Source organism: Halomonas sp. ATBC28 (genome assembly GCF_005937175.1).
Lineage (GTDB): Bacteria > Pseudomonadota > Gammaproteobacteria > Pseudomonadales > Halomonadaceae > Vreelandella > Vreelandella titanicae.
Genome location: NZ_VCQL01000005.1, coordinates 59,890 through 85,630 on the forward strand (window position 1 = coordinate 59,890; position 25,741 = coordinate 85,630).

Sequence of the window (25,741 nt, forward strand, 5' to 3'; positions counted from 1 at the left end):
GGGAGTCAACCATCAGTTGATCATGGTGCTAAGAATTCATGCAGCATTCGCAAATGGGCTCGGCGCAGCGAGCCAACGGTGGCGGCGGCAGTCGCTTCATCAAAAATCATTTGCCAAATGGCACCATATAGCGCTGGTGCCATTAGCAGCGCTGCGTCTTCAAGGAAGGCGCTGTGACGAAGGTGCCCTTTATCGGCTGCAGTTTTCAAAATGGCCTGTTGTTCTGCGAGGTATTTGTCAATTACCTCCCTGCGCCAAAAATCAACAAGATGAGGGATGCGTCGGCTTTCCGTCATCAGCAGCTTCAGCATAGCTATGACATCTGGATCACTCAGTTGGCTATAGAGGTGATCAATAAAGGATTCGATAGCTTCGCTCAGAGAGTCGCCGCCGCTGAGCACCCACTGCTGATTGTTGAACCTTGGTGTCAGGCGTTTTAATAGTAGTGCTTCAAATATCGATTCCTTGCTCTTGAAGTGAGCATAGAGGCCGCCTTTCGAGAGTTCCGCCCGCTGAGCAATATCCTCCATGCGGGCAGAGGCGAACCCGTGTTGCGAAAACTCGTACAAAGCCGCACAGAGGATCTGCTCTATACGCACATCGGGGGGGAGTCGGCGATGTTTGCGAGCTTGTTTAGTAGGAGAGGAAGGCAAGGTGCAGTTACTCATCAGTTGGTTGCTTTAATGCGGCACCTTTTATCATTTCTTTGTCTAGAGTACGAGAAATTGCTTGTGTGTTTACGTCTCTGACCAGCATGACGGGCACCGGCGCAATACGTGCCACTTGCTCGGCGTCGCTGCCGAGGAGAAGTCGTTGCATGCCACGTCGGCCATGGGTGCCTAGAATTATCAGATCGAACTGACACTTAGCTGCGTGATCCGCAACGTGTTCTGATACTCGTTTGCCCTCGGCCTCGACAAGTACTGTGGTGACATTGAGTTCTTGGGCTTCCAGCTGTATCCGAGCGTTGTCGAGCAGATCATTGCCGACTTTCAGAAAATAGGGTCTGACTTTTTTTATATAGGCGCGCGGGCTTTCGAAACCATTGGAGTACTCCATTGCATTAACCACATGTAGTAGCTCGATGCTGGCTCCCGTCAGCTTTGCTAAATAGCTTGCCTGTGCCAAGGCTAAAAGTGAGGTGCAGCTGCCGTCTATAGGTACCAGCAATTTGGTGTACATGGATGACTCCTAAGTGAATACTTCTAATATAAGTCAGGCACGAAGCTTGGCGGTTATGGCTCTCCAGGCTTGGCAGTGTTATTTTCGTTCGACCTTCCTAGGCTGCGTTTACCTGCTGTGATGATGGCTTCCTGTTCATGGGCTGCATCGTCGAACACCTTCAGCATTTGCGCTAAGCTTGCCTCTTCTTCTGGCAATAATGCTTCCGTGGCGGTCAGCATCTGCTCAAGAAGCCGCGCCTGATCGCGTATCTCGTTCGCGGCGCTGTCCGCCAGCAGTCGCGGGATGGCAGCGGTTGCAGCATCAAGATCAAGGCGCATCAGGTTGGCCTGGCGACGTACTAGCTGTCGGAATGAGGCCATATCTAAGTGGACTAGATAGTCCGGCTGTTGCAAGCTGGCCGCTAGATTAAAGCGGCGCTCGTCGGCTTCGCCACGAAAGCGGCTGACGTAGAGCAGCGCGCGGATACTGGCTTCAAGCAGGCCTCCCTGATAAATTCCGGCGCGCAGCCGCTCAATTTCTTCAGCAACGAAAGTGAGATGCTCGGGCGAGACCCCAGGATGTGTACGCGGGGGGCAGTCATCGGCAGATAGCCCTGCCATGGCTTGTACCCACGGCGATCCATAGACTACGTTGAATATTTGTTCGTAAGCGTTATCGCGCCGTTTCCTCCAATGATCCAACGCAGAGATCACGGTATCGGAATAGGCTTGTTGCCACTGCAGGAAAGGATTGTCTGCCGCTACTGGTTGGCGTGCTGCGAGGATTTTCTGTGCATATTCAGCCACTGTCAAAGCCATCGGGTTGCGGCTCGACCAGCGTTCGTAAGAGAGACGCAACGGATGTACGCTCTGCAGCCATCGTGCCGATTCGGGAGTAGTCCAGGTACGTACCCAGGGCTGAACGAACTGGCGATAAAGACCTAAGTTAATTCGCGATATATGGTTGACTGCGGCGAATTTGCGGTCGTTCTCAGCATCCACTTGCACAATCTGGCTCACATCCTCGACGCTGCGCCGCTGGATCGACATCACATAGTCACCCTCGACGAGTTCCGCAAGGGGCATATCCACTCGCTTATCCTGAATCTGCGTCTGGTAGATACCGGCGGGTAGCACATCAATTAAGTCGATATTGTTGGTGAATTCGCGGTGCTCTTTGCGGCCGACGCTGCCCGAAACAAAGATGCCCAGATGTCCAATGTTATCGTGCGTGGCATAGACAATGGTTTGGTCGTGGCTGAGTACTTCATCATCATCGCGATAGAGGTCGGTGATCCAGCCCATTGCTTGCGGCGGTGGCGAGATATTGTCGCCGTTGGAGCAAAAAACCACGATGGGCGAGCGGATATTGCGCAAGTCCAGGCGAATACCTTCGGAGGTTATCAGTTCGGAACTTGACAGCCGATTGCCGATGAAAAGGTTGTCGACGATGTATTGCATCTCTATATCGTTGAGGAATACGTAGCCACCCCAGTATTTTTCGAAGCCCAAGTAGCGTGTTGCCTCACTGTCGGCATTTGCATACAGATTGTACTGCTTGCCCCATAGTGTGTTGGCCGGATTGAGGTTCTCGAAGTTCTGAACCAGGTAAGCACCATCGAAGCGGCCATTGCCCAGGTCGCTAGCGAGTGCGGTTAGCCAACTGCCGCCGAGCAGACCGCCAGCGTAGCGCATCGGATTTTTGCCTGGCCAACCCGCCCAGTACGACACCGGCGTACCAGCCACGATGATGGGCCCGAATAGCTCGGGGCGAAGGGCTGCGGCCATCAATATCTGCCAGCCAGCCTGGCAGTTGGCGACCACTGCCGGCTTGCCCTCGCTGTGTGGATGAAGTGCGATGACTTTCTCAAGGAAAGCGACTTCGGCGAGCACCACATCTTCTATTGTCTGACCGGGCTCAGGGTCGGGGCCAAAACCGATAAAATAGCAAGGATGTCCTGCGCTGAGAGCAGCGCCAACCTCGCTTTCGGCCTTAAAGCCGCCGATGCCGGGGCCATGGCCAGCACGCGGGTCAACCACGACGAAGGGGCGTTTGCTTGTGCTTGGCGCGGGGGGAGAGCCCTCTGACAGCAGAATGCGCGCCAGCCCATAGTTGACTGGGCGCGGCAGCTCATGGCCAGATATCACTACCTCATAGGGAAAGTCGAGCACGTGAGGAGCGTCATCCTCAAGGTGTGCTTGGTACTGATCACCACGCTGACGCATCACATCGGCGTAGAGTATCGAGCGTTGCCATGCATCGGTTGTGTAGCTTAGCGCGGCAGCTACATAGTCTTGAGCCATGCTCAATAGTGGCCATGCGTCCGTATACCAGGGGCGATCATTGGAACCTTCGCTTGCCATGAGAACTTCTCCTGCGTGAGTGCGAGAAAATACCGGACGGGATAGACGACATGGCCACCCATCCCGCTAGGCCGCATGTTCAAAACATATGCTGGCCGCCATTCATTGCCACGTTGCTGCCGGTCATGAAACCGGCTTGTTCGCTGCAGATGAAGGCGACCAGCGCCGCTAACTCGTCTGGTTTGCCTAACCGCCCAACCGGGATCTGCGAGATCACCTTCGATTCCAGTATCTCCTTAGGAACCGCTAGCACCATCTTGGTCTCCAGGTAGCCGGGTGAGACGGTATTGACAGTGACACCCCGCTTTGCCACTTCCATTGCCAGCGACTTGGTGAAACCGTGGATGCCGGCCTTCGCCGCGGCGTAGTTGGTCTGGCCAAACTGGCCCTTGGAGCCGTTAATCGAAGAAATATTGACGATACGGCCCCAGTTGCGCTCGACCATACCTTCGCAAAACGGCTGGGTTACATGGAACATCGAGTCCAAATTAGTTCGCATCACTGCATCCCAGTCGACCTTGGAGAGCTTCCGGAAAGTGGTATCGCGAGTGATGCCAGCGTTATTGATCAATATGTCGACAACGGTGCCTTCGGCTTGGATATCGTTTGCGAGTCGCTGGCAGTCGTCAAAATCGGCCACATCGACAGAGTAGGCAGAGAAGTGGTAGCCCTCACTGGCCTGCTTCTGCAGCCAGGTCTGGACATGGTCGTTGTTTGGCGAATGGGTGACGAGAACGCTATGCCCTGCATCGTGCAGAGTTCGGGCGATGCTTTCACCCAGGCCACCCATACCGCCGGTGACCAGAGCTGTGTGCTGATAAGTCATCGGTTCAATCTCCTTTATTTGTTGTACCCGGATCGTCTTGCGAACTGGCGGTTAACCAGTAGAGTGCTGGGGAGACAACGCTGACAGTCTCAATCAAGGCTTTTCCCGTTTGTACCTGCCAGGCTTGCATCGTATCGAAGAGGCCAAGCAGCAGAGCGCTCTGATTATCAAAGATCTGCTGCATTGGGGGGCCGCCAGCGAAGGGTTGTGTACCCAATTCGTACCATGTCTGCTGACTTTTCTGCACTAGCGCTATCGTTTGTTGGCAAAGGTTCTGATTAGCTTGATAAAGTGCCAGAGGTAAGATGGTATTGTGGTTCATTGTATATTCCTTCTGGTGTGATGCGCCGATGTGCGCGCGGGTTGCATCAGGCCATCTGGCTGATGGTCTTGCGAAAGCGAGAGAGCGAAATGGCGAACAGAGCGCTGCCAATGACTAACAGTGTCAGAAACTGTCCCCATACAACGTCGATGCCGGCACCGCGAAACAGAATGGCCTGGCTTAGCTCGACGAAGTGGGTTGTGGGTGCCAGCAGCATAAGGTTCTGGACGAGCTCGGGCATGCTCTCGCGGGGCGTGGTGCTTCCTGAGAGCATCTGTAGGGGTAGCAGGAACAGGATCATCAGCATGCCGAACTGGGGCATGCTACGGGCCAGCGTCGCCAGGAAGATGCCCATTGAGGTGGTGGCAAACAGGTGCAGGGCCGCGCCAGCCAGAAACAGTGCAACCGATCCCTCTATCGGCACTTGAAGCAGGCCGCGTACGACGAAAGTCAGCGATAACGTCACCGCTAGCAACACCACAACCCCCATCGACCACACCTTGGCCAGCATGATTTCGGCAGGGGTCACTGGCATCACCAGCAAGTGCTCGATGGTGCCGTGCTCGCGCTCGCGAATTAGTGCCGCGCCAGTGAGGATGATTGAGAGCATGGTCACGTTGTCGATGATCGACATCAGTGAGCCAAACCATGCTTGGTCAAGGCCCGGATTGAAGCGCGCTCGTAGTGCCAAGTTGACTGGTGGGATGGTGCTTGCGCGGTAGCGGCTTACGAACTCATTGATCTCGCCCATGACGATCTGCTGTACATAACTATTACCCGAGAAGGCCTGGCTCATGCGCGTGGCGTCGATATTGAGCTGAATGTCGGGGCCGCGTCCGGCCAGCACGTCGCGCTGAAAGTTGGCGGGAATAACCAGTACGAACGTGTAGTCTCCGGCATCTAGACCCGCATCCATTTCCTGGAAGGTGATGATTTGCGGGTGCACGAACTGTGGTGGGTAGAAGGCCGATACGATACGCGTGGAAAGCGGTGAGTCGTCTTCGTCGACGATAGCGATAGGAGCGTTGTTCAGCGTCTCGGGCATTGCCGTCGCGGAAGTGTAGACCGAAGCAGTGAACACATAGACGATCAGCACCAGCATTATGGGGTCACGCAATAGACTCCAGAACTCTTTGACGCCCAGGCGATAAATGTTTGCAATCCTGCGCATCTCAGCTCTCCTGCTTTTTCAGTAGGGCGATCGCCATGCCCATGATCACCGGTACCGCCAGCAGCATCGGCAGGAACGACCCGATAAGGTCACCTAGCCCTAGGGACTTGCTGAATACGCCGCGGCTAATGGTGAACATGTAGCTGGCTGGATAAATATTGCCGATGAAGCGTCCGGTGCCTTCCAGCGACGAGACCGGATCGGTGAGGCCCGAAAATTGGATGGCGGGAATCAGCGTACCGATCATAGCGAAGAACATAGCGGCGATCTGGCTGTGGGTGATGGTCGAGGCCAGCAGGCCCATGCCGGTGGCGATGATGGAAAATACCAGGGCCGACAGCGCTAGGGTCGGGAAGCTACCGGTGATCGGTACGCCGAACAATGTGATCGCCAGCCCGGTCATCAATAAAAAATTGACCATTGCCAAGCCGATGTAGGGAATTTGCTTGCCGATCAGAAACTCGGCGCGGGTGACAGGGGTGACATAAAGGTTGATGATTGAGCCCATCTCTTTTTCACGCACCACCGAGAGTGCCGTGAGCATTGCTGGCAACATCAGCAACAGCAGTGGAATCACGGCAGGAACCATTGCTGGCAGGCTCTGAATGTCAGGATTGTAGCGGTAGCGGTTCTCGATATTGGCTGCCGCTCCGCTGACGGCGGTTCCGGATTGCCTTGCTTGCGCCAGCAGCCACTGCTGGTGGATGCCCTGTACGTAGCCTTGCACGGTTTCGGCGCGTTGAGGCATGGCGCCGTCGATCCATGCTCCGATCTCGACATTGTGGCCACGCTTTACATCACGACCAAACCCGGGGGGAATTTCGATTGCCAGGGACAGCTCCCCGCTGCGCATACGTCGATCCAACGCGGCATAGTCTGAGATAGGCGGGCGCTCTCTAAAGTAATGGGGCGATCCCGAGAGGTTCAGCGCGTAGCTCTGACTTAGCGACGTCTGGTCGCGGTCAAGGATGGCGTAGCTGAGCTCCTCCACGTCCATGCTGATGCCAAAACCCATAACGAACATCAGGATCAGCGAGCCAACCAGCGCCAGGGTCGCACGCACCGGATCGCGGCGTAGTTCGAGAGTTTCGCGCCACATGTAGCTGAGCATCCGCTGGAGACTGAAGCGTCGATGGCGTGTTGTGTCGTGATGAGTCTCTGCGGTGACGAGCGGCGTATCCGGGGCATCGCTGGCTTTTTGTGGTGAAGTCTCCTGCGCGGAATTCTCCTGATCGGCGCCAGCTTCGAGCAGGTAGCCGATGAAGGCTTCTTCCAGGGTCGCCGCACCGCGTTTCGCTACCAGTGCTGAGGGGGTATCGCTGTCGAGCACCTTCCCTGCGTGCATCATCGACATGCGGTCGCAACGCTCGGCTTCGTTCATGAAGTGGGTGGAGATGAAGATCGTCACGCGGTCGCGGCGCGACAACTCAATCAGCAGGCGCCAGAAGGCGTCGCGGGCGATGGGGTCCACGCCGGAAGTGGGTTCGTCAAGAATCAGTAGCTCGGGTTTATGGACCATTGCCACCGCCAGGGAGAGACGCTGACGGATGCCCAGTGGCAGGCTCTCCGGCAGGGCGTCGAGCGCCTGCTCGAGACTGAACCGTTCGACCATCTCGGCGACCTTTGCCGATATGTCATGTTCTGCGATCTGGAACAGGCGCGCATGCAGCACCAGGTTCTGACGTACGGTCAGTTCGCCGTACAACGAGAATGCCTGGGACATGTAGCCAACCCGGCGACGCGTGTTAATGTCGCGGGGATCCACTTCCTGGCCAAACAGCCAGGCTTGGCCCTCGCTGGCGGGTAGCAGCCCCGTGAGCATCTTCATGGTGGTCGACTTACCGCAGCCGTTGGAGCCGAGAAAGCCAAAGATCTCGCCACGCCGGATGCGGAAGCTCACATGGTCGACGGCGATGAAGTCGCCAAAACGCATGGTGAGGTCCTTGGCCTCGATGGCGACTTCATTGTCATCCTGCGCCAGCGGCGGGATGTGCACCGGCGCATAGCCGCGCTTTTTTTCTTCCGGCAACAGCTCGATGAACGCCATTTCCAGGGAGTCGCTGTGGGTGCGTGCAAGTAGTTCCTGCGGGGAGCCGGTGGCAAGTATTTTGCCGGCGTCCATAGCCACCAACCAGTCGAAACGCTGGGCTTCGTCCATGTACGCGGTGGCGACCAACACACTCATCTGCGGGCGGTCAACACGAATGCTTGCAATTAACTCCCAGAATTGGGCGCGGGCCAGCGGGTCCACGCCGGTCGTGGGCTCGTCGAGAATCAGCAGGTCGGGGTCGTGAATCAGCGCGCAGCAGAGTCCGAGCTTCTGCTTCATGCCGCCAGAGAGTTTGCCAGCGGGTCGCTCGAGGAAGGTATATAGCCCGGTGCTGCGGGTCAGGTCGTCGATACGCCGCCGGCGTTCACCGGCTCCGTGGCCGAATAGTCGGGCGAAGAACTGCAGGTTCTCCTCCACCGAGAGCGTAGGGTAGAGGTTCTTACCTAGCCCTTGTGGCATATAGGCGATGCGCGGGCCAACTGAGTTACGGTGGCGCTTGTCGCTCATGTCGCCGCCCAGCACCTTGATCACACCCTGTTGCACGGCACGAGCGCCAGCGAGCAGCGACAGCAGGCTGGATTTGCCGACGCCATCCGGGCCAATCAGCCCGACCATACAGCCGGACGGCAGTGCCAGATCCAGCGCGTCCAGGGCTATGGTGCGGCCGTAGCGTAAGGTGAGCGCGCTGACTTGGGCTACGGGTTGCGTCTTCTCGCTCATGGGGTGACGTTGACCTCTAGGTGGTCGGGCCAGGTGGCGTCATCCTCGAGCTTCAGGTAGGCCATGCCGGGCAGGCCTGTTTTGACCTGCTCGATATGCTCAAGCAGCAGCTTTGGATCGATCTGGGCGCGCACGCGGAACATCAGTTTCTCGCGTTCGCTCTCGGTTTCCACGCTCTTGGGGGTGAACTGGGCGACGCTGGCCACGAAACTCACCCGTGCCGGGATCACGAAGTCAGGGGCAGCATCCAGCACCAGGCGTACCTCGTCACCAATGCCCACCCGACCAGCATCTCGAGTGGGCATAAAAAAGGTCATGTAGACCTTGGTGAGGTCGATCAGGTTGAGTACCTTGCCACCGGCACTGAGCACCTCGCCCGGTTCGGCCACCCGGAGCTGTACACGGGCCAAGCGGTCGGCTTTGAGCTCGCTGTCGTCCAGGTCGGCCTCAATGCGCTGGATCGCGGCAAGGGTGGCTTCTATCTCTGACTCGGCCTCAATGACCTGGGATTCGGAAGCGCGGATGGCGGCCTGAGCGGAGAGTACTTGGGCATTGGCTGAGGCCAGGGCGGCCTGCTGGCTCTGGTAGTCGGCCAAGCTATCGTCGAACTGCTGGCGAGAGATGGCGTTGCGCTCCACTAGGCTGGCTGAACGCTCGTAGCGCTTGCGAGAGGCGTTTAGTTCTGCCTGGCGCTGGTTGACGATGGCTCTGGCGGTTTCCAGCTCGCTCTGGCGCATGGCTACCATGGCTCGAGCTGTCTCCAGGGCGTTTTCGGCCCGGCGGGACTGTGCGCTGGCCTGAGCCAGCTCAGCCTCCAGGGTGGCGGTATCCATACGGGCGACCACTTGGCCTGGATCGACGAACTCACCTTCCTCGACCAGTACTTCCTCGAGGCGGCCAGCGACCCGGGTGGCGATGTCGATCTCGGTGGCTTCGATGCGCCCATTGCCTTGGGTGATGCCCTCGCCTAGGCCCTCCGGCTGCAGTTCCCACCAGGTCAACCAGGCCGCGATGCCTATAACAACTATGGCTGCCAGGCCCTTGAACCACTGTCTTTTACTGCTGAACTTCATAATGTTGCATCCTCGGTTGGCGGATGGCCAGACGATTGATGAGCAGCTCAGAGGATGGGCCAGGGCCAAAGGGCTTAAGCTCGTCGCTCTGTGCCAGCGGTGGCGCATCACAGAACGTAATAAACGGATTCTATTATCCTATTATTATTAATTGTGATTTTGATTTAGGTCAATTAAATACCGACTAGTCGGTATTTAATTGATAGTATTTGCTATGAGCTGGGTAGCTATACCAAGGTTTTTTTCGTCACTCTCAAATGTTAAATGAGCTACGTTGCGCAAAACTACTGTTAAGCCATACTTTTGGGGCAGCGCTAGAAAACAAAGGAGCACACAAGCGATGGGAGGTTGCGGCCATTTTTTAGCGCTCCCCAGGGAAAAGCCGCAGCAAGCAGTAAATTATCGTGCGTTGGTAGATTTAAACTTCCTGATACAGCTCACTCCCTTTGTTGCGGAACTTCTCCGCCTGCTCCTCCATGCCTTTCATCACCGCTTCCTGATCACCGTTCAGGCCGTGCTCATTGGCATAGTCACGCACTTCCTGGCTGATCTTCATGGAGCAGAACTTCGGCCCGCACATGGAGCAGAAGTGCGCCACCTTGGCGGAATCCTTCGGCAGGGTTTCATCGTGGTATTCACGGGCGGTATCCGGGTCTAGGCCCAGGTTGAACTGGTCCTCCCAACGGAATTCGAAGCGCGCCTTGGAAAGCGCGTTGTCGCGCCGCTGTGCCGCCGGATGGCCCTTGGCCAAGTCCGCTGCGTGGGCGGCAATCTTGTAGGTGATGATGCCGGTTTTGACATCGTCTTTATTGGGCAGGCCCAGATGTTCTTTCGGAGTGACGTAGCAGAGCATGGCGCAGCCAAACCAGCCGATCATCGCTGCCCCAATACCCGAGGTAATATGATCGTAGCCGGGAGCGATATCCGTCACCAGCGGGCCGAGGGTATAGAAGGGCGCTTCGTCGCAGTATTCCAGCTGCTTATCCATGTTCTCTTTCACCAAGTGCATGGGCACGTGGCCGGGACCTTCGATCATCACCTGCACATCGTGTTTCCAGGCGATATGGGTCAGCTCGCCAAGGGTCTTGAGCTCCGCCATTTGCGCTTCGTCGTTGGCATCCGCCACCGAGCCGGGGCGCAGACCATCGCCGAGGGAGAACGCCACATCGTACTGCTTGCAGATCTCGCAGATGTCCTCGAAGTGGGTGTACAGGAAGCTCTCCTGGTGATGGTACAGACACCACTTGGCCATGATCGACCCGCCGCGGCTAACAATGCCGGTGACTCGTTTGGCGGTGAGCGGCACATAGCGCAGCAGCACGCCCGCGTGAATGGTGAAGTAGTCCACCCCCTGTTCGGCCTGCTCGATCAGCGTATCTCGGAAGACTTCCCAGGTAAGGTCTTCGGCCACGCCTTTGACCTTTTCCAGTGCCTGATAGATAGGCACCGTGCCAATCGGTACCGGCGAGTTGCGCAGAATCCACTCGCGGGTTTCGTGGATGTTCTGCCCAGTGGAGAGATCCATGATGGTGTCCGCGCCCCAGCGGATACCCCAGGTCATCTTATCCACCTCTTCCTCGATGGAAGAAGTTACCGCCGAGTTACCCAGATTACCGTTAATCTTGACCAGGAAGTTACGGCCAATAATCATCGGCTCGCTTTCGGGGTGGTTGATGTTGTTAGGAATAATTGCCCGCCCTCGGGCGACTTCATCGCGCACAAACTCTGGCGTGATCTCCTCCGGCAAGCTGGCGCCAAAGCTCTGACCTTTGTGCTGGTGGCCCAGAATCCGCTCTACTTCAGCGGTACCTAACGTTTGGCGACGCTGGTTTTCCCGCAGGGCGATGAACTCCATTTCCGGCGTAATAATGCCCTGGCGGGCGTAGTGCAGCTGGGTCACGTTTCCAGGCCGCCCGTCTTTTGTAGAGAGGGCACGCCGCGGGGTGCGGGTTAAATCAAAGCGTAGCTGGGCAAGCGTCGGGTCGTTGGCGCGGCGGTTGCCGTAATCCGATGTTGGCCCCGCTAGAAATTCGGTGTCGTTGCGCTCTTCAATCCAGGCGCGGCGCAGGGCGGGCAGGCCCTGGCGTAGATCAACCTGTGCATTGGGGTCGGTATAGGGGCCGGAGGTATCGTACACCAGCAGCGGCGGGTTCTCTTCGTCAATGCTGCTGGTTTTGGTGGGCGACAGCGAAATTTCCCGAAACGGCACGCGGATATCCGGGCGCGAACCTTCGATATACACCTTACGTGAGCCGGGAAGCGGCGCAATGGCGGCGGCATCGACCTGTGCGGTTTCGGCTAAAAAATGGTTGGTTTTGCTCATTACGGTCTCCATAGTTTGTTGTTGTGCTGTATTAAGCTGTCAGGTCTTGGTCTATTAGCGCTAACCCCATCTGCCAGAAGTCGATTTCCAGGCGAGTGGCATCGCGGAAGATCTTGCTGAGTTCGGCAAAGCGGGCGGGGGTGACATCGGCTAAGCGGGTATTGAGCCATTCAAGCTCTGCCTGCATGGCGGCCTGAAACTCCTCGCCTTCGTACATGGCAATCCAGGCGTCAAAAGGGTTTTGGCTACCGCGTAGGGTAGAGGGCTGGGCGTTCAACCAGTTGGCGATTTCGCCATAGCCCACTAGGCAGGGGGCCAGCGCTACGTGCAGATCGAGCAGATCGCCGCGGTTGCCGGTATCCAATACATAGCGGGTGTAGGCCAGGGTGGCCCTGGCTTCGGGGAGCGCTTCCAGCTCCTGCTCGGAAATCCCCCACTCCTGACAAAAGCCCACGTGCAGGCCCAACTCCACATCCACAATGGCTTTTAAGCCTTCATGGGCCTGGCGAAGATCGGCAAGGGTGGGGCTTTTACAGGCAGCCAGCGCGTAGGCGCGAGCGAAGTGAATCAAAAACAGGTAGTCCTGCTTTAAATAGTGGCGAAACGACGCCTCAGGCAGCGTGGCAGTGCCCAATTGGCACACAAAATCGTGCTCAATATAGGCGCGCCAATCTTCATGAGAGGCGGTGGTGAGATCAGTAAAGCGGTAGCCCATGACTTCTCCGGTGGTAATGATCCGGAGGGGGGCGAAAAAGATCGAGGAAATGGCACTAAGGGAGGCGTGAAATGAAGCCGTGGCCATCGCTTGATCCCTACGCCGGTACCCGCGCTGCGACTTGTGTAAGTAGCAGTGCATTAGCCGGATCAGGTTCAGCGGGACCAGCACTTGGCAGCATTAATTGCTACGCCCTGCGCCATCTCAGCCGGATATCACCGGCACCCCGTCAAGCTGTTCGTGGGTGGAGTGTAGGAGGCGGGTGGGGGAGATGCAAGGGGGGGCTGCCGAATTAGGCTTTGCTTGGTTGTGAAAGAGTGGAGTAGAGTCAAGCTAGAGTTGATAGAACTTCAATGGAAGAGCCGCCATCACTGAAGAAAAAGGCGATATGAACACGGCTCCCGATCCGCTCGACACGCCCGGCGCTCTGCCGTTCGTCGATCAGCATGCTGTGGATTATGTGGGCAGCGTCAACTTGCTGGTGGCGCCCGTCCGCGATCGTGTACTGTTACCTATCGACCTAGACCGGAGAACGCCATGTCTTCCCCCCTTGTGACCACCGACTGGCTTCAGGACAATCTGGATAACGAACATTTGGTACTGATCGACGCTAGCATGGCCAATGTCGTTGGCAAGGAGCCGATTGTTTATGACCGTCCGATGCTGATCCCGGGAAGTTTCCGGATCGACCGGGAAGGAGCGCTTTGTGATACCGGAGCTTCCCAAGCTCACGCCTTCCCGACGGAAGAGCAGTTCACTGCGGAGGTTCGTAGATTGGGCATCGAGCCCGAGAGCCTGGTGGTGTTGTACGACGATCAGGGGATCTACTCGGCACCACGCGCCTGGTGGATTCTGCGGGCTATGGGCCTCAAACAGGTGTTTGTTCTGGATGGCGGCCTGCCGCTGTGGTTGGCCGAAGGGCGGGAGGTCGATTCTGCTTCGGTGGCAGATGCGGCCAAGCATGGCAGCGTGGTTGGCAAACTCGACCACACTCTGGTTCGAGATGCTGCTTATGTTTTCCAGCATCTGGAGGACGAGCGAGTAACTGTCATCGATGCGCGATCACAGGCACGTTTCCTGGCGCAAGCGCCAGAACCCAGACCTGGTGTGCGCGGTGGCCACATCCCCAACTCCCTCAACCTACCGTTTACAGAGGTGCTGGAGGGCTATCGGTTCAAGCCAGCCAGCCAACTGGCGTCAATGTTTGCCCACCTCGCTCCCTCCCTTCAGCCCAGCAACGGGCACCAACTGGTGTTGTCCTGTGGTTCTGGCATCACCGCCTGCATCATCCTACTGGCGGCCGAGCTGGCCGGGTATACTCAGCTGTCGCTGTACGATGGTTCTTGGGCCGAATGGGGCAGCAGTGAATCGTTGCCTGTGGCGTAGCGGACATCATCCCACTATGACAGGAATTGGCAGTTCCTAACAATCACAGGCACGGTACGTCTACTCCATAGGAGCTTCTTCTCCATGGCGCAGCCGCAGGTGCTGTCTGCGTTAAATCAGTAGTGGTACCGAAGTTGAGCAATAAGCAAAGCTTCATCCGTGACTTGTAAACCATTCGGGGTTCTTCGTTGATTCGCCGAGACGAGTAACCGGCGAGGCTGTGTTTGAGAGGCGCTGGTTTGCCGACCCCTTCAAACGGCTCTCGCTGGGTCTCTTTGATGAACTTTTTTCAGATCTGAGTCGATGATCGAAGTGCCTCTACTTTCCCGGTAGAGGCGCTTTTGTAACAAAAACTTACCTATCGCAACCGAATCCTCCTTGTTATCGAACAGTGTTTTTCCTATGTTTGATACGTGTGAATCAAACGACTGTCACATTATGTGAACCAAGGCAGGATCGCCTTTCAATACCATGACGATTCATAGAATCTTTCATAGAAAGTCGTCACAAGGAGAAGACACGTGAAACTCAGAACCCTACTTACCGCCTCGTTTGCCTCTACCGCGCTGCTCACCGCGGCGCCGTCGGCATTCGCCGCACCCAATGCTGATGGCCTTTATCTGGGCATCGGTACCGGTTTCAGCTCACTGGAGAATGACGACGACGAAGTCGACAATTTCATCTCCGATGGCGCTGAAGATTTTGATCTGGATGATGACGAAGACAACGTCTTCAAAGGTTTCGTCGGCTACGAAATCAATCCTTATTTCGCTACCGAAATCTTCTATGCCGATCTGGGTCGTACGCGCCTAGAGGGTAACAGCGGCGCCAATACCGATTTGGAATCCAACGCCTACGGGGCGAGCTTGGTCGGTCAATTGCCCGTCACCTCCTGGTTTACCGCTTTCGCCAAGGCCGGTGTGGCCAAGTGGGAAACCGACGTCGACGGTAACCTTGGCGGTGCTAGCGTTGATCTTGAAGATCAGGACGGCACTGACCCAGTCTACGGTGTCGGCGCGCAGTTCAACTTCGACCCCTTCCTGATTCGTGCTGAATACGAGCGCTACGACTTTGACAGCGACTACAAGATCGACACCTTTACCGCGTCAGCCGGTATCCGCTTCTAACCGTCAATCTGTTTTGCCATGTACGATATCAGCGCCGGGGCTTGCCCCGGCGCTGTGGTTTTATCTCACGCAACTCTCCCATACTTCCAGGCGGTACGCTGTCAGCGCGTTAAGGCGCTGGGCTAGCTCTGGCTCATAACCATTATCGGCCCCGTTACGATGCAACTTGCACTGATCGTGCTGTTATGGATGCCAACGTCTCTGGCAAATTGTCGCTGGAACATACAGTAAACAAGGGAGCATCTATGAACCTTCTATTCATCTGCAGCGAAAACAGGCTACGCAGTCCGACGGCGGAAAGTGTATTTTCAGCTTATCCCGGTATCCAGGCAATCGGCGCTGGCACAGGGGTACATGCCCAAACGCCTGTTTCCCGGGACTTGATTGAGTGGGCCGATATCGTTCTGGTGATGGAAAAGCACCACCAGGGTGAGGTCGCAAGGATGTACAAGGACGTGTTGAAGGAAAAGCCGCTGGTCTGCCTGGATATTCCCGATCACTATGAGTTCATGCAGCCGGAACTCATTACCTTGCTCAAGGAAAGGGTTCCTGAGTATGTGCGGTTATCGACGGATGAAAAGTAGCCAGGTTAGCCACAGTGATAACAACCCAGACGCATAGGATCGTCCTTGTGCTCCAGTGTCGTAAGTATTGGTGCTGAGATGCTATCGCTTGAACTCGATACTCTTCCAAACAAGCCCAACCAGCGCAATCACCAGTACGGCGAACAGCACAGCGGCACCCGTCGACTCTAGTACCTGCAACGTCAGGCCTGAAACCACCAGCCATAGCGCTGGGATGATGGCGGCGAGCCAGAGGGCAAAACTTCGTAGCATGATAAGCACCAGGCCCAGCGTGGTAACCGCCGTGGGGTCGGCGTGTATGCCGAACACTTCCGCCTGGTACCAGGTGCCGCCGCTTAGAGGCGCTATCAGCGGCATGATGATCAGGCCGAAGAGGGTGATGGCGGTGCCCATAACAACGGGTGGGCTGGTGCGGCGCGAGGCTTTATCCATTCCCCATCCCGTTAGCGCCATCAATACCAGCAGCAGGGACTGAGCGATGAAAGCGTAGCCAACATAGCCCCCGGCCCAGTTGAGCGCTGCATAGCGCTGAAAGAAAAACGCGACGGCGACAAAGGCCCACAGCGGGGCGGGTAGCAGGCAGGCGATTCGCGGGCGGTGTTGCAGCGCCAGCACAAGGGCCGCGGCGCCGAGTGCGAGAGTGAGCAGATGCAGCGGCCAGAAGGTTTCGCCCATGCGCTCCAGCAGGCGAAAGTAAACCTCCGCAGTGAAGGGAATAAAGTCCTGCAGTTGGTAGCTCGTCCACGCATTCATAGCGACTCGATATAGTCGGCCATCCGCTGCCGGGCTTCGGGCGAGGGCATGGGGGCGTGGCCGGCGCGCATGTTCTCGCGCATGTGCTCGACTTGGGTGGTGGCGGGTATCGCGCAGGTGATCGCCGGGTGGCTGACGATAAACTTCAGCAGGAAGTCTGCCCAGGTGTTGCAGCCGCATTCCTCGTTGACCCACTCGGGCAATGGCGCGTCACGGCGCTTGAGGTTCTTGATCAGGCTGCCGCCATCGTAAGGCCGATTGGCGATCACACCGATGCCCCGCTCTTCTGCCAGGGGCAGTAGCCGGTTTTCGGCCTCGCGGTGGGTGATGTTGTAGGTGAGCTGAACGAAGTCGATATCCTCTGACGTCATGATCTGCTCGATCTCGCTGTGGCGGCGCCCGTGTGAGGTGGTGATGCCGACATGGCGGATGATGCCTTCGGCTTTCATCTCCTGCAGCGCGGCGAGGTGCTCGCGCCAGTCGGTCAGGTTGTGTACCTGCACCAGATCGAAGTGTTCCACCTTCCAGCGCTCTTTAAGCTCGGCCACCTGCTCGCGGGCGGAACCACCGGCGGGGCTCCAGACTTTCTCTGCGGCAAACAGACTCTCGGGCGTGCCGAGCTGTTGCAGGGCATAGCCCATCACATCCGGCGCCGAGCCATACATGGGCGAAGAGTCGATCAGGCCGCCGCCATGCTCGAAGAATGCCTTGACCACCTCGGTACGCGCATCGAGCAACTTTGGGTCGTTGCCAACGTTGAAGGTGCGCCAGGTGCCCATGCCAATCACGGGCAGCGTTTTGTCCGTGCCCGCAAAAGCCTTCTGACGCATCCCTCTCGTGTTGGCAAAAAGCGATGCGGTGGGGAGCGCCATGGCGGCGAGCGTGGCGCCGATGAGCGTAAGGCTTTGTCTTCGCGTGATGCGATGTTTGATGCGAGAGTTCATAGTGGTCGCTCCTTCCGATTTTTTTGAATCGGCACCGTGGCAGCCAACACCAGCACAAAGCAGGTCAGTACAAATACCTTATTCACAAACCAGTTGGTGCGCCAGATCGACCATTCAGGGTCGGCGAGAAAACGGGCGAAAAGCGTGCCGATGATGAGGATTTCAATGACGGACATGCCCACCGCCAATGCACGCGTATAGCGAGGCCGTTCGAGCAGCGCCCAGCCTAGCCAGACGTGCGCCAATGGCCATAGATCCCAATAGATATAGCGTGCCCAGGGCTCGCCGTATGCCAGCGCGTAACCAACGGGAAACAGGTATTTGATGAACAGCGTCCACGCGGCAAGGATAAACAGCAGGTGGGCGAGGAAGCGGCTCCAGCCATTGGGTTTTGGGGCGGGCAGTGACATGACAGCGCTCCTGTCCTAGTCCGTTAATCCTGATCCGTTAATGGCGCGTCCTCACACCATCTGCAAAGGCTGCTTGCGCGTTGGCGGGGGATAGGCGGCGTCGATTTGTGCCAGATCATCGCCGTCGAGTCTGACGTTATCTGCCCCGGCGTTCTGTTTGAGGTGATCCAGATTCACGGCCTTAGGAATTGCTATCACGCCGGGGTGGCGCAGTGCCCAGGCGAGGGCGACTTGCGCGGTGGTGGCGCTGTGTTTGTCGGCTATGTGTTGGAGTGTGGCATCATGCAGTAGCGCGCCGCCTTGCCCGATTGGGCAGTAGGCCATGAGCGGCATGTTGTGTTGTGCTTGCCAGGGCAGCAGGTCGTATTCAATGCCGCGTGCTTCGGGGTTGTAGAGCACCTGATTGGTGGCGCAAGCTGGCGCGTCGAGCTCTGCCAAGTCGTCAAGGTCAAAGTTCGACACGCCCCAGCGCAGAATCTTGCCCTGCTCGCGCAGCCGCTCAAACGCTTCCACTGTTTCGCTCAGCGGGTACTGGCCGCGCCAGTGCAGCAGGTAGAGATCGATAGTGTCTGTGCCCAACCGGCGCAGGCTGCGCTCGCAGGCGGCTTGTACACCCTTAGTGCTGGCGTTGTGGGGATAGACCTTGCTGACCAGATACACCTCATCGCGCCGACCGTGGATTGCTTGGCCAACGATCTCTTCAGCGCCGCCCTCGGCATACATCTCGGCGGTATCGATCAGCGTCATGCCCAGATCGATACCTTCACGCAGTGCCCTGACCTCAGCCTGCCGCTGCCCGGCATTCTCGCCCATATGCCAGGTGCCCTGGCCTATACGGGGTATGCTTTTTCCACCTAGCTCAATCATCTGCATACCGCTGTCTCCTCCTGTATTGACTGCTGTGATACTGGCTCTGACTTCCCGTCGCCATTGCAGTTCATGGATCAAAACCAGTACCTTACGCAAACCTGCTATCGCTATTGATAGAGCGTTGTGCAGCTTGAGGAAGTGCTGTTTGTTACCCTACTTCTCGGCGGTTTTGTCACCGGAGATAAGCGTCGTTAAATGCGTATTGGAGTCCCATGTTTAGGATCGAACTCACAGCATTAGTTACTGGTTTAGCAAGTATTGTAATTGCTTTGCTCATCCCTTTTGCCTGGAGTTTGTTTCCCGAAATAATGCGCGCCTACTTTCTCGGTGGCGAGCCAGGGGCGATAGTTGTTGGATTAGGTGTTTTAGTTGGGATGGTAGGAAGTATGCTGTTTGTTATAAACCTGTTTCGCAGGCAGTTTACGCTATGGTGGGTTAGGTTGTTAGCAGCGTTAGCTCTCTACCTGGGTTTAGCCATCGTAGGTGCAATCGGAATTTAACAAACGTAAGCAGCAGACAGCTATCTGCAAACAACGAGTTTCTTTTAGCGTGTGATTGGGTCTCCTTTACGCACCCCGCTAGGTTAACCATAAAATGAACATCATCTAATTTCTAATTGATTGATATTAAGCTTTATTAGAGTATGAGAGCGAATCGGTTAGAAATGGACATATGATTAGCAACTTCACGATTGCCGGGTGGGGCAGTTATCGCCCCCGTATCCTGCTAACTTCGCGCAGCCTGGACGAGCGCCAAGGTCATCCGCCTGGCTGGACTGAACGCCAGTTTGGCATTGCCGCGCGCCATGTCGCGAGCGGGGATGAGACAACCTCAATGATGGCGACTGAGGCCGCTCGCGAGGCGCTGAACCGCGCAGGCTGGGGCAACTCGCCTCCCGACGTCATCATTGGCGGTTGTGGTGTTATGGAGCAACCGATTCCGTCTACAGCCGCTTTAGTCCAGAACCGACTCGGCTTTGGCCAGTCCGGCGTGCCTAGCTTTGACGTTAACCAGACCTGCTTGTCCTTTATGGTGGCACTGGATATCGCCGCCATGGGAATTGCCTGCGGACGCTGGCGGCGAGCGCTTGTATTTGCGAGCGATATCGCGTCGGCAGGGCTTAACCCCGATGAACCGAAAACGCGTTCCATCTTTGGCGATGGCGCAGCGGCACTGGCGATTGAGGCGACGTCAGACCCTACCTGCGGAATGCGTTCAAGCGTTTCGGTTACCCATGGTGCTCACCACGCGCTAGCGCAGCTTCGCGCGGGCGGCACAAAGTTGCGCATTGCTGAAGGTTACCAGGCGCTGGTCGCCGGTTCCTATTTCGAGATGGACGCCTTTGGCATCTTCAAGGCCGCTGCCAAAGCGTTGCCTGGCGTCATCGAGCGTGCACTCACACAGGCGGAAATAAGCAAGGATGATCTTGCCTGCGTAATTTGCCACCAGGCCAGTGCACCTGGGGTCGAGCATATCAAGCGGCTTTTCGCACCCAACAGTGACCGCGTGGTCAATATTTTCCCAACGACCGGTAACCAAATCGCCGCCTCAATCCCGTCCGTGCTCGCCCACGCACTTACGACGGGTGTCGCCAAGCCGGGTGACTATATCCTGCTGCTGGGTACCGCTGCTGGGATCAGTGCCAGTGCTATGGTGCTCAAGCTATGAGTCAACGGCGCATCCTTATCACCGGGGCGACCGGCGGGCTGGGCATGGCGCTAGTGCGCGAGGCGCTAAAACGCGGGAATGCTGTGCGTGCCACAGGGCGTTCGCAGGCGGCGGGAGGCGCGCTAAAATCGCTCGGCGCGCAGTTCGTTAGGGTGGATCTTACCCACCCAGAAACTGAGCTTCGCGAGCTCCTGAAGGATGTCGATAGCGTGATTCATGCCGCCGCCTTATCGGCCAGTTGGGGCCCACGGCGAGCATTTGAGATCCACAACATTCAACTGACCGAACGCGTGCTTGAAGCGGCCAGCCGCTCGGGCGTTGGGCGTTTCGTGTTTGTTTCTTCGCCGTCAATTTTTGCTGCGTATCGTGACCGGATAGCTATCGGCGAACATGACGGCCCCGCGCTTCAGCCACTTAACCACTACGCGCGTACCAAGCTCGCGGCGGAACGCCGCGTGCTTGCGCCGCGGGAAGACGCCATGGCCTGCTGCGCCATTCGCCCGCGCGCACTGGTGGGGCCGGGCGATCGGGTGATCCTGCCCAAGCTGGCCGAACTGGCGGGGCGTGAGCGGATGCCGCTTCCGCGTGGCGGTAGGGCGCTGATTGAGTTGACCGATCTGCGCGACGTCGCGTGGGCCATCTGCGCCGCTGAAGAGCGGGTAGCCGGGCTTGCCGGAAAGGCGATCAATATATCGGGAGGTAGCCCCATTAGGGTACGCGAAGTGGCTGGTAAGCTCGCCGATGCGTTAGGCAAAACACCGCAGCTTGTCTCACTGCCGGTTGGCTTGGCGCGTGCTATTGCTGTGCTCAGTGAAAACGCTGCGCTGCTGATGCGCTCCGCCCGCGAGCCGATGCTGACACGCTACAAGCTGGCGACGCTGGCCTACTCTCAGACCTTTGATCTCGAGCCTGCTCAACGATTACTCGGCTACCGACCCCAGCATGATGCATTGGCGACCCTGCTGGCCGAAGCGCGGCAGCTTGCCACGCAGGAAAGGCTGTCATGATCCGCGTCGGATTCCGTTGGCTTGAACGCGGTTTATGCTGCCATCCAGAGATCGCCACTCTCTCGGGTGGGAGCCTATGTGCGGTTGATTTTCCCGCCATGGTGGGTGTGATTGAGCACCCGTCGCGGGGTATTTTGTTGTTCGATACCGGATATGATCCTGCTTTTATCGATGCAACCGAGACGTTTCCCGAGCGGTTCTATCGCTGGACAACGCCGGTCAACATCGATGCGCAGCAGGCGTGGAGCGCCTGGCTCGCGACTCATGGGATTGAAGACAGCGCGATTGTTGGCACCATTATCTCGCATTTTCATGGCGACCACGTCGCGGGAATGACCCACCTTGCCCAGCGGCCGGTCTACTGCGCCCGTGCGGGCCTATCCGAATTGCGTCGGCCGGGTCGCTTTGGCCGCGTGCGCCAGGGCATGCTGCCTGCACTGGTTCCCCAGGCGGCCGATGCTAACGCTCGCTTTTTCGAAGATGCGCCAGCAGTGGCGCTACCCAGTGGATTTGCGCCCTTTAGCGAAGGTCGTGACATTCTGGGTGACGGTAGTCTGATCGCCGTCGAACTACCCGGTCATTGCGTCGGCCACTGGGGGCTGGCACTGCGCACCACCGACGATCGCCAGGTCTTGCTGGCTGCCGATGCGGTGTGGCTTGGCAAGTCAATCACGCAGCGCCGACCGCCGCCGCGGCTGACCACCACACTTCTCGGCGATACCCGGCGTTATCGCGCTACGCTAAACCTGTTGAGCGAGGCGGCGTGCTGCAATGGCGACTTGGTCATCCTACCTTCGCATTGCGCTGCCAGTGCCAAGCGCTTTGGCGGCCATGATGCGAACTGACCGGGTCTTAGCCGCGTGGCTACGAACGCGGCGTGCGCTGAGCCTGTCGCCGGTGCAACTGGCTGCGCGACGAGCCAATATGTGGCGCAAGCTGCAGCCTGTCATTGCCCGTACGCCCGCACTGGCAAACTATGCTGGTCGTGATCTGGCTGAGTTTCCGGTCACTGACATCGCGGATCTTCGTGCTGATTACGGTGCCTGGAACAGCCTAGGCATGAGCGATGAGGAACTGCGCGGGTTGGCCGCCGCCGCAGAGCAAGGGACTGCCGTTGGCGAATTGTCGGCAGGCTGGTCGACCGGAACGGGAGGCGGTGCGCGAGGGCTCTTTCTCGCCAGCCCCGCCGAGCGTGCCGACTACATCGGCCAGAGTCTTGCCCGACTGCTACCGGCGCGTGCTTTGCTCAAGCGCCAACGGCTCGCCCTGCATTTGCGCGCCAGTAATGCGCTCTACAGCGATGTTGGGCGAGGGCGGTTTACGTTTGCCCATTTTCCGCTCGAAGCGTCGATTGAACAGAGCATTGCGGAATTAACGCAGTTCGCACCCACGATTCTGATCGCACCGCCGCATAGATTGGCCGCTTTCGCTGAAGCAGGGGCGCATTTCCCCTCGCTGCAGCATCTGTTTTGCGGCAGCGAACCCGCCGGTGATGCTGAGCGCCACTTCTTTACTGAGCGGTTGGGGGTAAGGCCACGTCAAATATACCAAGCGACCGAAGGGTTTCTGGCCGCTGAGTGTGCGAACGGCCGGCTGCATCTCAACGACCATGCGTTGGCTATCGAGCTTGAGCCGGTTCCCGGCACGCCCGGCTATCGACCGATCATTACCGACCTTCGCCGCACCAGCCAACCGATTGTCCGTGTTCGCGGCGACGATTATCTTGAGCTCGACGCTTGTTCCTGCCCGTGCGGTTTTGCGGGTCGCGTCATCCATGCGCCTCAAGGCCGGGTGAACGATATCTGGCGTTTTGCAGGTCGCAGCGTTACGCCACCTCAAGTGGTAGCCGCGCTTGAGGCGGTGCTTGGGGGCGACAAGATCTGGCAGGCCGAAGCAGGGCCTGAGCGCGTCGCGCTGCATTTGTCGCCGCCTTGCCCAGATGCTAATTCCACCCCGATTTACACCCCAAGCGCAACGACTGCTGCTCGGGCGCTGAGCCAGGCATGGGATTTGCCGGTGCCGGTTGAGGTCTTTCATGATCTAAGCGCGTGGAGCGGCCCCAAGCGCCGTAAAGTGGTGTGGCGTGATGGCTAGACGCGTGCTTATTACCGGCGCCCGGGCGGTTGCCGCGCTGGATCTTGCTCGGGATTTCGCCGCCGCCGGATGGGAGCCGCATCTGGCTGACAGCGTACCGGTGCGCATGGCGCGCTGGTCGAAAGCACCTGCGCGGGTTCACCGCTATCCCGCGCCACGGCAGCAGGGCGCAGCCTTTCGCGCGCGTATTGTCGAGCTAGTCGATACCTTCGGTTTCGAGCGGGTGGTGCCGACCTGCGAGGAGGTTTTCCATCTTGTGGCGCCCGCCCTTCAGTGCCGATTGGGTGAGCGCCTGTTTGTGCCTAACCTTGCCACGTTGCGCCAACTACACGACAAGCTCGCCTTTGCGCGCCACTGTGGCGAATGGGGCCTGCCCGTGCCGGAAAGCCATCCGATAGACTCCGTAGAAGACTTGACTCGCTTCGTTAGCAGAAGTCGCGAGTGGGTGTTCAAACCGCGCTTTAGCCGATTTGGTGATAGCGCACTGGTCGCCCCAGGCCGGCGTGCGTTGTCCGCTATTACACCCAGCCCCGACAACCCCTGGATGGCACAAGCGCGTATTTACGGCGAAGAAGTCTGCTTTCACGGCGTGGCGCATCGGGGAGAGTTGGTTGCCTTTGCTGCCTACCGTTCCAGCTGGCGCCTGGGCGGAGGGGCTGGCTATGCTTTCGAACCTGTCACTGACCACCATCGCGAAACGCTGCGTAAAATAGCTTCTCGCCTGGCGCAGTGTGCCGCCATTCATGGGCAGTTCGCCTGCGATGCAATGTTCGATGAAGCTGGCGCTGCCTACTTGCTTGAATGCAATCCGCGCGCGACCAGCGGTGTGCAATTGCTCACTGGTGCCGGTCATCTTGCCCATGCAATCGGTGACGGGATCGCCGCACCTGAGGCCGCGCCACGCACTCTTTATCTTGGCCCGGCAATGGTCGTATTTGGCCTGCCGCAGGCGGTGCGTGGTGCGCGTATGCGCGATTGGTGGCGCTGCGTTGCTACCGGGCACGACGTGGTGTCTCGGCCTGGCGATCGTGGGCCTTTGCTTGGTGCGCTTTGCGATGCCGCCTCTTTCGCCCTGACGGGGTTCAAACACAATATCTCGACAAATGCCGCCGCCACTTACGATCTCGAGTGGAATGGTGAGGAGTTGCCTTAATGACATTCCCCCAGTCAGTCCGTGATGCCTGGCACCTGGTTGCCTTATCGAAAGACCTGAAACGCGGCAAAGCGCAAAAGGTCATGTGTTGCGATACACCGATTGCACTCTTTCGCAGCGAAGAGGGGATTGGCGCCTTGGTCGATCGCTGCCCGCACCGCAATTACCCACTTTCTGAAGGGCGTGTGCACAAGGGGGCACTTGAGTGCCCTTACCACGGTTGGCGCTTCGCAAGCGATGGAACCTGCACCGAAGTGCCCGGTTGTCTGGTCGATACGACTCATGATCAAAAGCTGAAGGCCGATGCACTGCGCGTAGTCGAACGGCACGGAGGGATCTTTGTGACGCTTTCTGACGCGGCACCGCTCGAACCCGAGTTACCCCCTGATTTTGGCAACCCTGAACTTGATCATTTCTGGTGGCAACAAGGCACCTGGGTGGGTCGCGCCTACGATGCGGTTGAAAATGTGATGGATCCGTTCCACACCAATCATCTGCATCATGGTTTTATTCGTCGCCGGGATCGACGCTTGCCAGTGGAGCTGATTGTTACCAGCCACGGCGACGGGATCGATATGGCCATCGAGCAAACCCAGCCTGACTATGGTCTGATGTCGCGCTTTTTGGAGCGCGACCGCTCGCGCAGTGTATCGCGCTATTATCCGCCCACTACGGTTCAAGCGCGGTGGGAAGGTGAGACCAAGCTAACCCTGTGTGTCACCGCCATTTTCACGCCAGCGACAGGAAGTAGTTTCACGCCTTTCGCACGTTTTTCGACGCCCAAGGGGTTGGCGCCAAGTTGGCTTAAACAAGCGGCCATTCGGTTGTTCCTGGCCCCAGTTGTCTCGCAGGATCGTCGTGCACTAGAGCGCCAGCACGAAGTGATGACTCACTTCGGACAACCTAAATTCATCTCTGGGCCTGGCGATATTCTCAAAACCCGATTGCATCAGCTCTGGGTTGGTGAGCAGTTAGAGCCCGGCACTGATCCAGCCGTTGAGGTAAGGCTTTAGCCCCC

24 protein-coding genes, 1 pseudogene and 1 riboswitch are annotated in these 25,741 nt (G+C 57.8%); of the genes and pseudogenes, 10 read left to right on the top strand and 15 right to left on the bottom strand.

Features of this window, described 5'->3' with window-relative positions:
• Positions 1 to 20: 20 nt before the first annotated feature.
• The 10 genes from E0L35_RS06800 to tenA form a co-directional block, all read right to left on the bottom strand.
• Positions 21 to 668, bottom strand: a complete 648-nt coding sequence (locus tag E0L35_RS06800) for a TetR/AcrR family transcriptional regulator (RefSeq protein WP_045812156.1) — start codon at positions 666 to 668, stop codon at positions 21 to 23.
• Entirely contained in the window at positions 661 to 1,182 is a 522-nt protein-coding gene (locus E0L35_RS06805; protein ID WP_041157794.1) for a universal stress protein, read from the bottom strand. The genes E0L35_RS06800 and E0L35_RS06805 overlap by 8 nt, the downstream gene beginning before the upstream one ends.
• A gap of 53 nt (positions 1,183 to 1,235) precedes the next feature.
• The gene (locus E0L35_RS06810; protein WP_052475536.1) at positions 1,236 to 3,527 is read right to left on the bottom strand and encodes a DUF3141 domain-containing protein; all 2,292 of its coding nucleotides are present in this window, start codon (positions 3,525 to 3,527) and stop codon (positions 1,236 to 1,238) included.
• A gap of 79 nt (positions 3,528 to 3,606) precedes the next feature.
• The gene (gene phbB, locus E0L35_RS06815; protein ID WP_035559361.1) at positions 3,607 to 4,353 is read right to left on the bottom strand and encodes an acetoacetyl-CoA reductase; all 747 of its coding nucleotides are present in this window, start codon (positions 4,351 to 4,353) and stop codon (positions 3,607 to 3,609) included.
• Positions 4,354 to 4,357: 4 nt separating this feature from the next.
• Positions 4,358 to 4,675, bottom strand: coding sequence for a hypothetical protein (locus E0L35_RS06820; RefSeq protein WP_041157795.1), 318 nt, complete (start codon positions 4,673 to 4,675; stop codon positions 4,358 to 4,360).
• Between the two features lie 46 nt (positions 4,676 to 4,721).
• On the bottom strand, positions 4,722 to 5,846 hold the full coding sequence (locus E0L35_RS06825; RefSeq protein WP_035559367.1) for an ABC transporter permease: 1,125 nt from the start codon (positions 5,844 to 5,846) through the stop codon (positions 4,722 to 4,724).
• Position 5,847: 1 nt separating this feature from the next.
• The gene (rbbA, locus tag E0L35_RS06830; protein ID WP_041157796.1) at positions 5,848 to 8,616 is read right to left on the bottom strand and encodes a ribosome-associated ATPase/putative transporter RbbA; all 2,769 of its coding nucleotides are present in this window, start codon (positions 8,614 to 8,616) and stop codon (positions 5,848 to 5,850) included.
• Positions 8,613 to 9,689: an HlyD family efflux transporter periplasmic adaptor subunit gene (locus E0L35_RS06835; protein ID WP_041157797.1), complete on the bottom strand. Its 1,077-nt coding sequence runs from the start codon at positions 9,687 to 9,689 to the stop codon at positions 8,613 to 8,615. Before E0L35_RS06835 ends, rbbA begins: the two co-directional genes overlap by 4 nt.
• Positions 9,690 to 10,107: 418 nt before the next feature.
• A complete protein-coding gene (gene thiC, locus E0L35_RS06840) occupies positions 10,108 to 12,012 on the bottom strand; it encodes a phosphomethylpyrimidine synthase ThiC (RefSeq protein ID WP_138799915.1) in 1,905 nt (634 codons plus the stop codon).
• Between the two features lie 31 nt (positions 12,013 to 12,043).
• Positions 12,044 to 12,727: a thiaminase II gene (tenA, locus tag E0L35_RS06845; protein ID WP_138799994.1), complete on the bottom strand. Its 684-nt coding sequence runs from the start codon at positions 12,725 to 12,727 to the stop codon at positions 12,044 to 12,046.
• A 77-nt stretch (positions 12,728 to 12,804) separates the two neighbouring features.
• A riboswitch (TPP riboswitch) is annotated at positions 12,805 to 12,966 on the bottom strand.
• Positions 12,967 to 13,264: 298 nt separating this feature from the next.
• Between tenA and E0L35_RS06850 the strand changes: the two genes are divergently transcribed.
• On the top strand, positions 13,265 to 14,113 hold the full coding sequence (locus tag E0L35_RS06850; protein ID WP_138799916.1) for a sulfurtransferase: 849 nt from the start codon (positions 13,265 to 13,267) through the stop codon (positions 14,111 to 14,113).
• Between the two features lie 116 nt (positions 14,114 to 14,229).
• Here E0L35_RS06850 and E0L35_RS06855 read toward each other — a convergent pair.
• Positions 14,230 to 14,411: pseudogene (locus E0L35_RS06855) on the bottom strand (Txe/YoeB family addiction module toxin); the annotation flags it as partial.
• A gap of 223 nt (positions 14,412 to 14,634) precedes the next feature.
• Between E0L35_RS06855 and E0L35_RS06860 the strand changes: the two are divergent.
• Together E0L35_RS06860 and E0L35_RS06865 are read left to right on the top strand one after the other, a co-directional pair.
• Positions 14,635 to 15,240 carry a porin family protein gene (locus E0L35_RS06860; protein ID WP_138799917.1) on the top strand — a complete coding sequence of 202 codons (606 nt, stop codon included), beginning with the start codon at positions 14,635 to 14,637 and terminating at the stop codon, positions 15,238 to 15,240.
• A gap of 245 nt (positions 15,241 to 15,485) precedes the next feature.
• Positions 15,486 to 15,824 (top strand): phosphotyrosine protein phosphatase, encoded by a 339-nt coding sequence (locus tag E0L35_RS06865; RefSeq protein ID WP_138799918.1) that lies wholly within the window; start codon positions 15,486 to 15,488, stop codon positions 15,822 to 15,824.
• An 81-nt stretch (positions 15,825 to 15,905) separates the two neighbouring features.
• Here E0L35_RS06865 and E0L35_RS06870 read toward each other — a convergent pair whose 3' ends face one another.
• The 4 genes from E0L35_RS06870 to E0L35_RS06885 are packed head-to-tail and all read right to left on the bottom strand — an operon-like array spanning position 15,906 to position 18,804.
• On the bottom strand, positions 15,906 to 16,577 hold the full coding sequence (locus E0L35_RS06870; protein WP_138799919.1) for an MFS transporter permease: 672 nt from the start codon (positions 16,575 to 16,577) through the stop codon (positions 15,906 to 15,908).
• Positions 16,574 to 17,521 carry an aldo/keto reductase gene (locus tag E0L35_RS06875; RefSeq protein WP_208797153.1) on the bottom strand — a complete coding sequence of 316 codons (948 nt, stop codon included), beginning with the start codon at positions 17,519 to 17,521 and terminating at the stop codon, positions 16,574 to 16,576. Before E0L35_RS06875 ends, E0L35_RS06870 begins: the two co-directional genes overlap by 4 nt.
• Positions 17,518 to 17,931: a hypothetical protein gene (locus tag E0L35_RS06880; RefSeq protein ID WP_138799920.1), complete on the bottom strand. Its 414-nt coding sequence runs from the start codon at positions 17,929 to 17,931 to the stop codon at positions 17,518 to 17,520. Before E0L35_RS06880 ends, E0L35_RS06875 begins: the two co-directional genes overlap by 4 nt.
• A 51-nt stretch (positions 17,932 to 17,982) precedes the next feature.
• Positions 17,983 to 18,804, bottom strand: a complete 822-nt coding sequence (locus E0L35_RS06885) for an aldo/keto reductase (RefSeq protein WP_138799921.1) — start codon at positions 18,802 to 18,804, stop codon at positions 17,983 to 17,985.
• Positions 18,805 to 19,013: 209 nt separating this feature from the next.
• Here E0L35_RS06885 and E0L35_RS06890 point away from each other — a divergent pair, with 209 nt between their 5' ends.
• The 7 genes from E0L35_RS06890 to E0L35_RS06920 all read left to right on the top strand — a co-directional run bounded on the left by E0L35_RS06890 (position 19,014) and on the right by E0L35_RS06920 (position 25,736).
• Positions 19,014 to 19,301 carry a hypothetical protein gene (locus E0L35_RS06890; RefSeq protein ID WP_138799922.1) on the top strand — a complete coding sequence of 96 codons (288 nt, stop codon included), beginning with the start codon at positions 19,014 to 19,016 and terminating at the stop codon, positions 19,299 to 19,301.
• Between the two features lie 172 nt (positions 19,302 to 19,473).
• A complete protein-coding gene (locus E0L35_RS06895) occupies positions 19,474 to 20,469 on the top strand; it encodes a 3-oxoacyl-[acyl-carrier-protein] synthase III C-terminal domain-containing protein (RefSeq protein WP_138799923.1) in 996 nt (331 codons plus the stop codon).
• Complete coding sequence (locus E0L35_RS06900) at positions 20,466 to 21,476, top strand: SDR family NAD(P)-dependent oxidoreductase (protein WP_138799924.1); 1,011 nt, start codon at positions 20,466 to 20,468, stop codon at positions 21,474 to 21,476. Before E0L35_RS06895 ends, E0L35_RS06900 begins: the two co-directional genes overlap by 4 nt.
• Positions 21,473 to 22,321: an MBL fold metallo-hydrolase gene (locus tag E0L35_RS06905; RefSeq protein WP_138799925.1), complete on the top strand. Its 849-nt coding sequence runs from the start codon at positions 21,473 to 21,475 to the stop codon at positions 22,319 to 22,321. Before E0L35_RS06900 ends, E0L35_RS06905 begins: the two co-directional genes overlap by 4 nt.
• Positions 22,248 to 23,570, top strand: a complete 1,323-nt coding sequence (locus E0L35_RS06910) for a cell division protein FtsA (protein ID WP_138799926.1) — start codon at positions 22,248 to 22,250, stop codon at positions 23,568 to 23,570. The genes E0L35_RS06905 and E0L35_RS06910 overlap by 74 nt, the downstream gene beginning before the upstream one ends.
• Entirely contained in the window at positions 23,563 to 24,723 is a 1,161-nt protein-coding gene (locus E0L35_RS06915; protein ID WP_138799927.1) for an ATP-grasp domain-containing protein, read from the top strand. The genes E0L35_RS06910 and E0L35_RS06915 overlap by 8 nt, the downstream gene beginning before the upstream one ends.
• Positions 24,723 to 25,736, top strand: a complete 1,014-nt coding sequence (locus E0L35_RS06920; RefSeq protein ID WP_138799928.1) for an aromatic ring-hydroxylating dioxygenase subunit alpha — start codon at positions 24,723 to 24,725, stop codon at positions 25,734 to 25,736. The genes E0L35_RS06915 and E0L35_RS06920 overlap by 1 nt, the downstream gene beginning before the upstream one ends.
• Positions 25,737 to 25,741 lie beyond the last annotated feature (5 nt).

Coding starts and splice junctions, on each gene's coding strand:
- E0L35_RS06910 (WP_138799926.1), top strand. CDS start 22,248: ATGGCGACTTGGTCATCCTACCTTCGCATTGCGCTGCCAGTGCCAAGC.
- E0L35_RS06895 (WP_138799923.1), top strand. CDS start 19,474: ATGATTAGCAACTTCACGATTGCCGGGTGGGGCAGTTATCGCCCCCGT.
- phbB (WP_035559361.1), bottom strand. CDS start 4,353: ATGACTTATCAGCACACAGCTCTGGTCACCGGCGGTATGGGTGGCCTG.
- E0L35_RS06920 (WP_138799928.1), top strand. CDS start 24,723: ATGACATTCCCCCAGTCAGTCCGTGATGCCTGGCACCTGGTTGCCTTA.
- E0L35_RS06870 (WP_138799919.1), bottom strand. CDS start 16,577: ATGAATGCGTGGACGAGCTACCAACTGCAGGACTTTATTCCCTTCACT.
- E0L35_RS06905 (WP_138799925.1), top strand. CDS start 21,473: ATGATCCGCGTCGGATTCCGTTGGCTTGAACGCGGTTTATGCTGCCAT.
- E0L35_RS06820 (WP_041157795.1), bottom strand. CDS start 4,675: ATGAACCACAATACCATCTTACCTCTGGCACTTTATCAAGCTAATCAG.
- E0L35_RS06850 (WP_138799916.1), top strand. CDS start 13,265: ATGTCTTCCCCCCTTGTGACCACCGACTGGCTTCAGGACAATCTGGAT.
- E0L35_RS06825 (WP_035559367.1), bottom strand. CDS start 5,846: ATGCGCAGGATTGCAAACATTTATCGCCTGGGCGTCAAAGAGTTCTGG.
- E0L35_RS06880 (WP_138799920.1), bottom strand. CDS start 17,931: ATGTCACTGCCCGCCCCAAAACCCAATGGCTGGAGCCGCTTCCTCGCC.
- E0L35_RS06900 (WP_138799924.1), top strand. CDS start 20,466: ATGAGTCAACGGCGCATCCTTATCACCGGGGCGACCGGCGGGCTGGGC.
- E0L35_RS06865 (WP_138799918.1), top strand. CDS start 15,486: ATGAACCTTCTATTCATCTGCAGCGAAAACAGGCTACGCAGTCCGACG.
- thiC (WP_138799915.1), bottom strand. CDS start 12,012: ATGAGCAAAACCAACCATTTTTTAGCCGAAACCGCACAGGTCGATGCC.
- E0L35_RS06810 (WP_052475536.1), bottom strand. CDS start 3,527: ATGGCAAGCGAAGGTTCCAATGATCGCCCCTGGTATACGGACGCATGG.
- E0L35_RS06885 (WP_138799921.1), bottom strand. CDS start 18,804: ATGCAGATGATTGAGCTAGGTGGAAAAAGCATACCCCGTATAGGCCAG.
- E0L35_RS06805 (WP_041157794.1), bottom strand. CDS start 1,182: ATGTACACCAAATTGCTGGTACCTATAGACGGCAGCTGCACCTCACTT.
- rbbA (WP_041157796.1), bottom strand. CDS start 8,616: ATGAGCGAGAAGACGCAACCCGTAGCCCAAGTCAGCGCGCTCACCTTA.
- E0L35_RS06835 (WP_041157797.1), bottom strand. CDS start 9,689: ATGAAGTTCAGCAGTAAAAGACAGTGGTTCAAGGGCCTGGCAGCCATA.
- E0L35_RS06875 (WP_208797153.1), bottom strand. CDS start 17,521: ATGAACTCTCGCATCAAACATCGCATCACGCGAAGACAAAGCCTTACG.
- E0L35_RS06800 (WP_045812156.1), bottom strand. CDS start 668: ATGAGTAACTGCACCTTGCCTTCCTCTCCTACTAAACAAGCTCGCAAA.
- E0L35_RS06915 (WP_138799927.1), top strand. CDS start 23,563: ATGGCTAGACGCGTGCTTATTACCGGCGCCCGGGCGGTTGCCGCGCTG.
- E0L35_RS06890 (WP_138799922.1), top strand. CDS start 19,014: ATGTTTAGGATCGAACTCACAGCATTAGTTACTGGTTTAGCAAGTATT.
- tenA (WP_138799994.1), bottom strand. CDS start 12,727: ATGGGCTACCGCTTTACTGATCTCACCACCGCCTCTCATGAAGATTGG.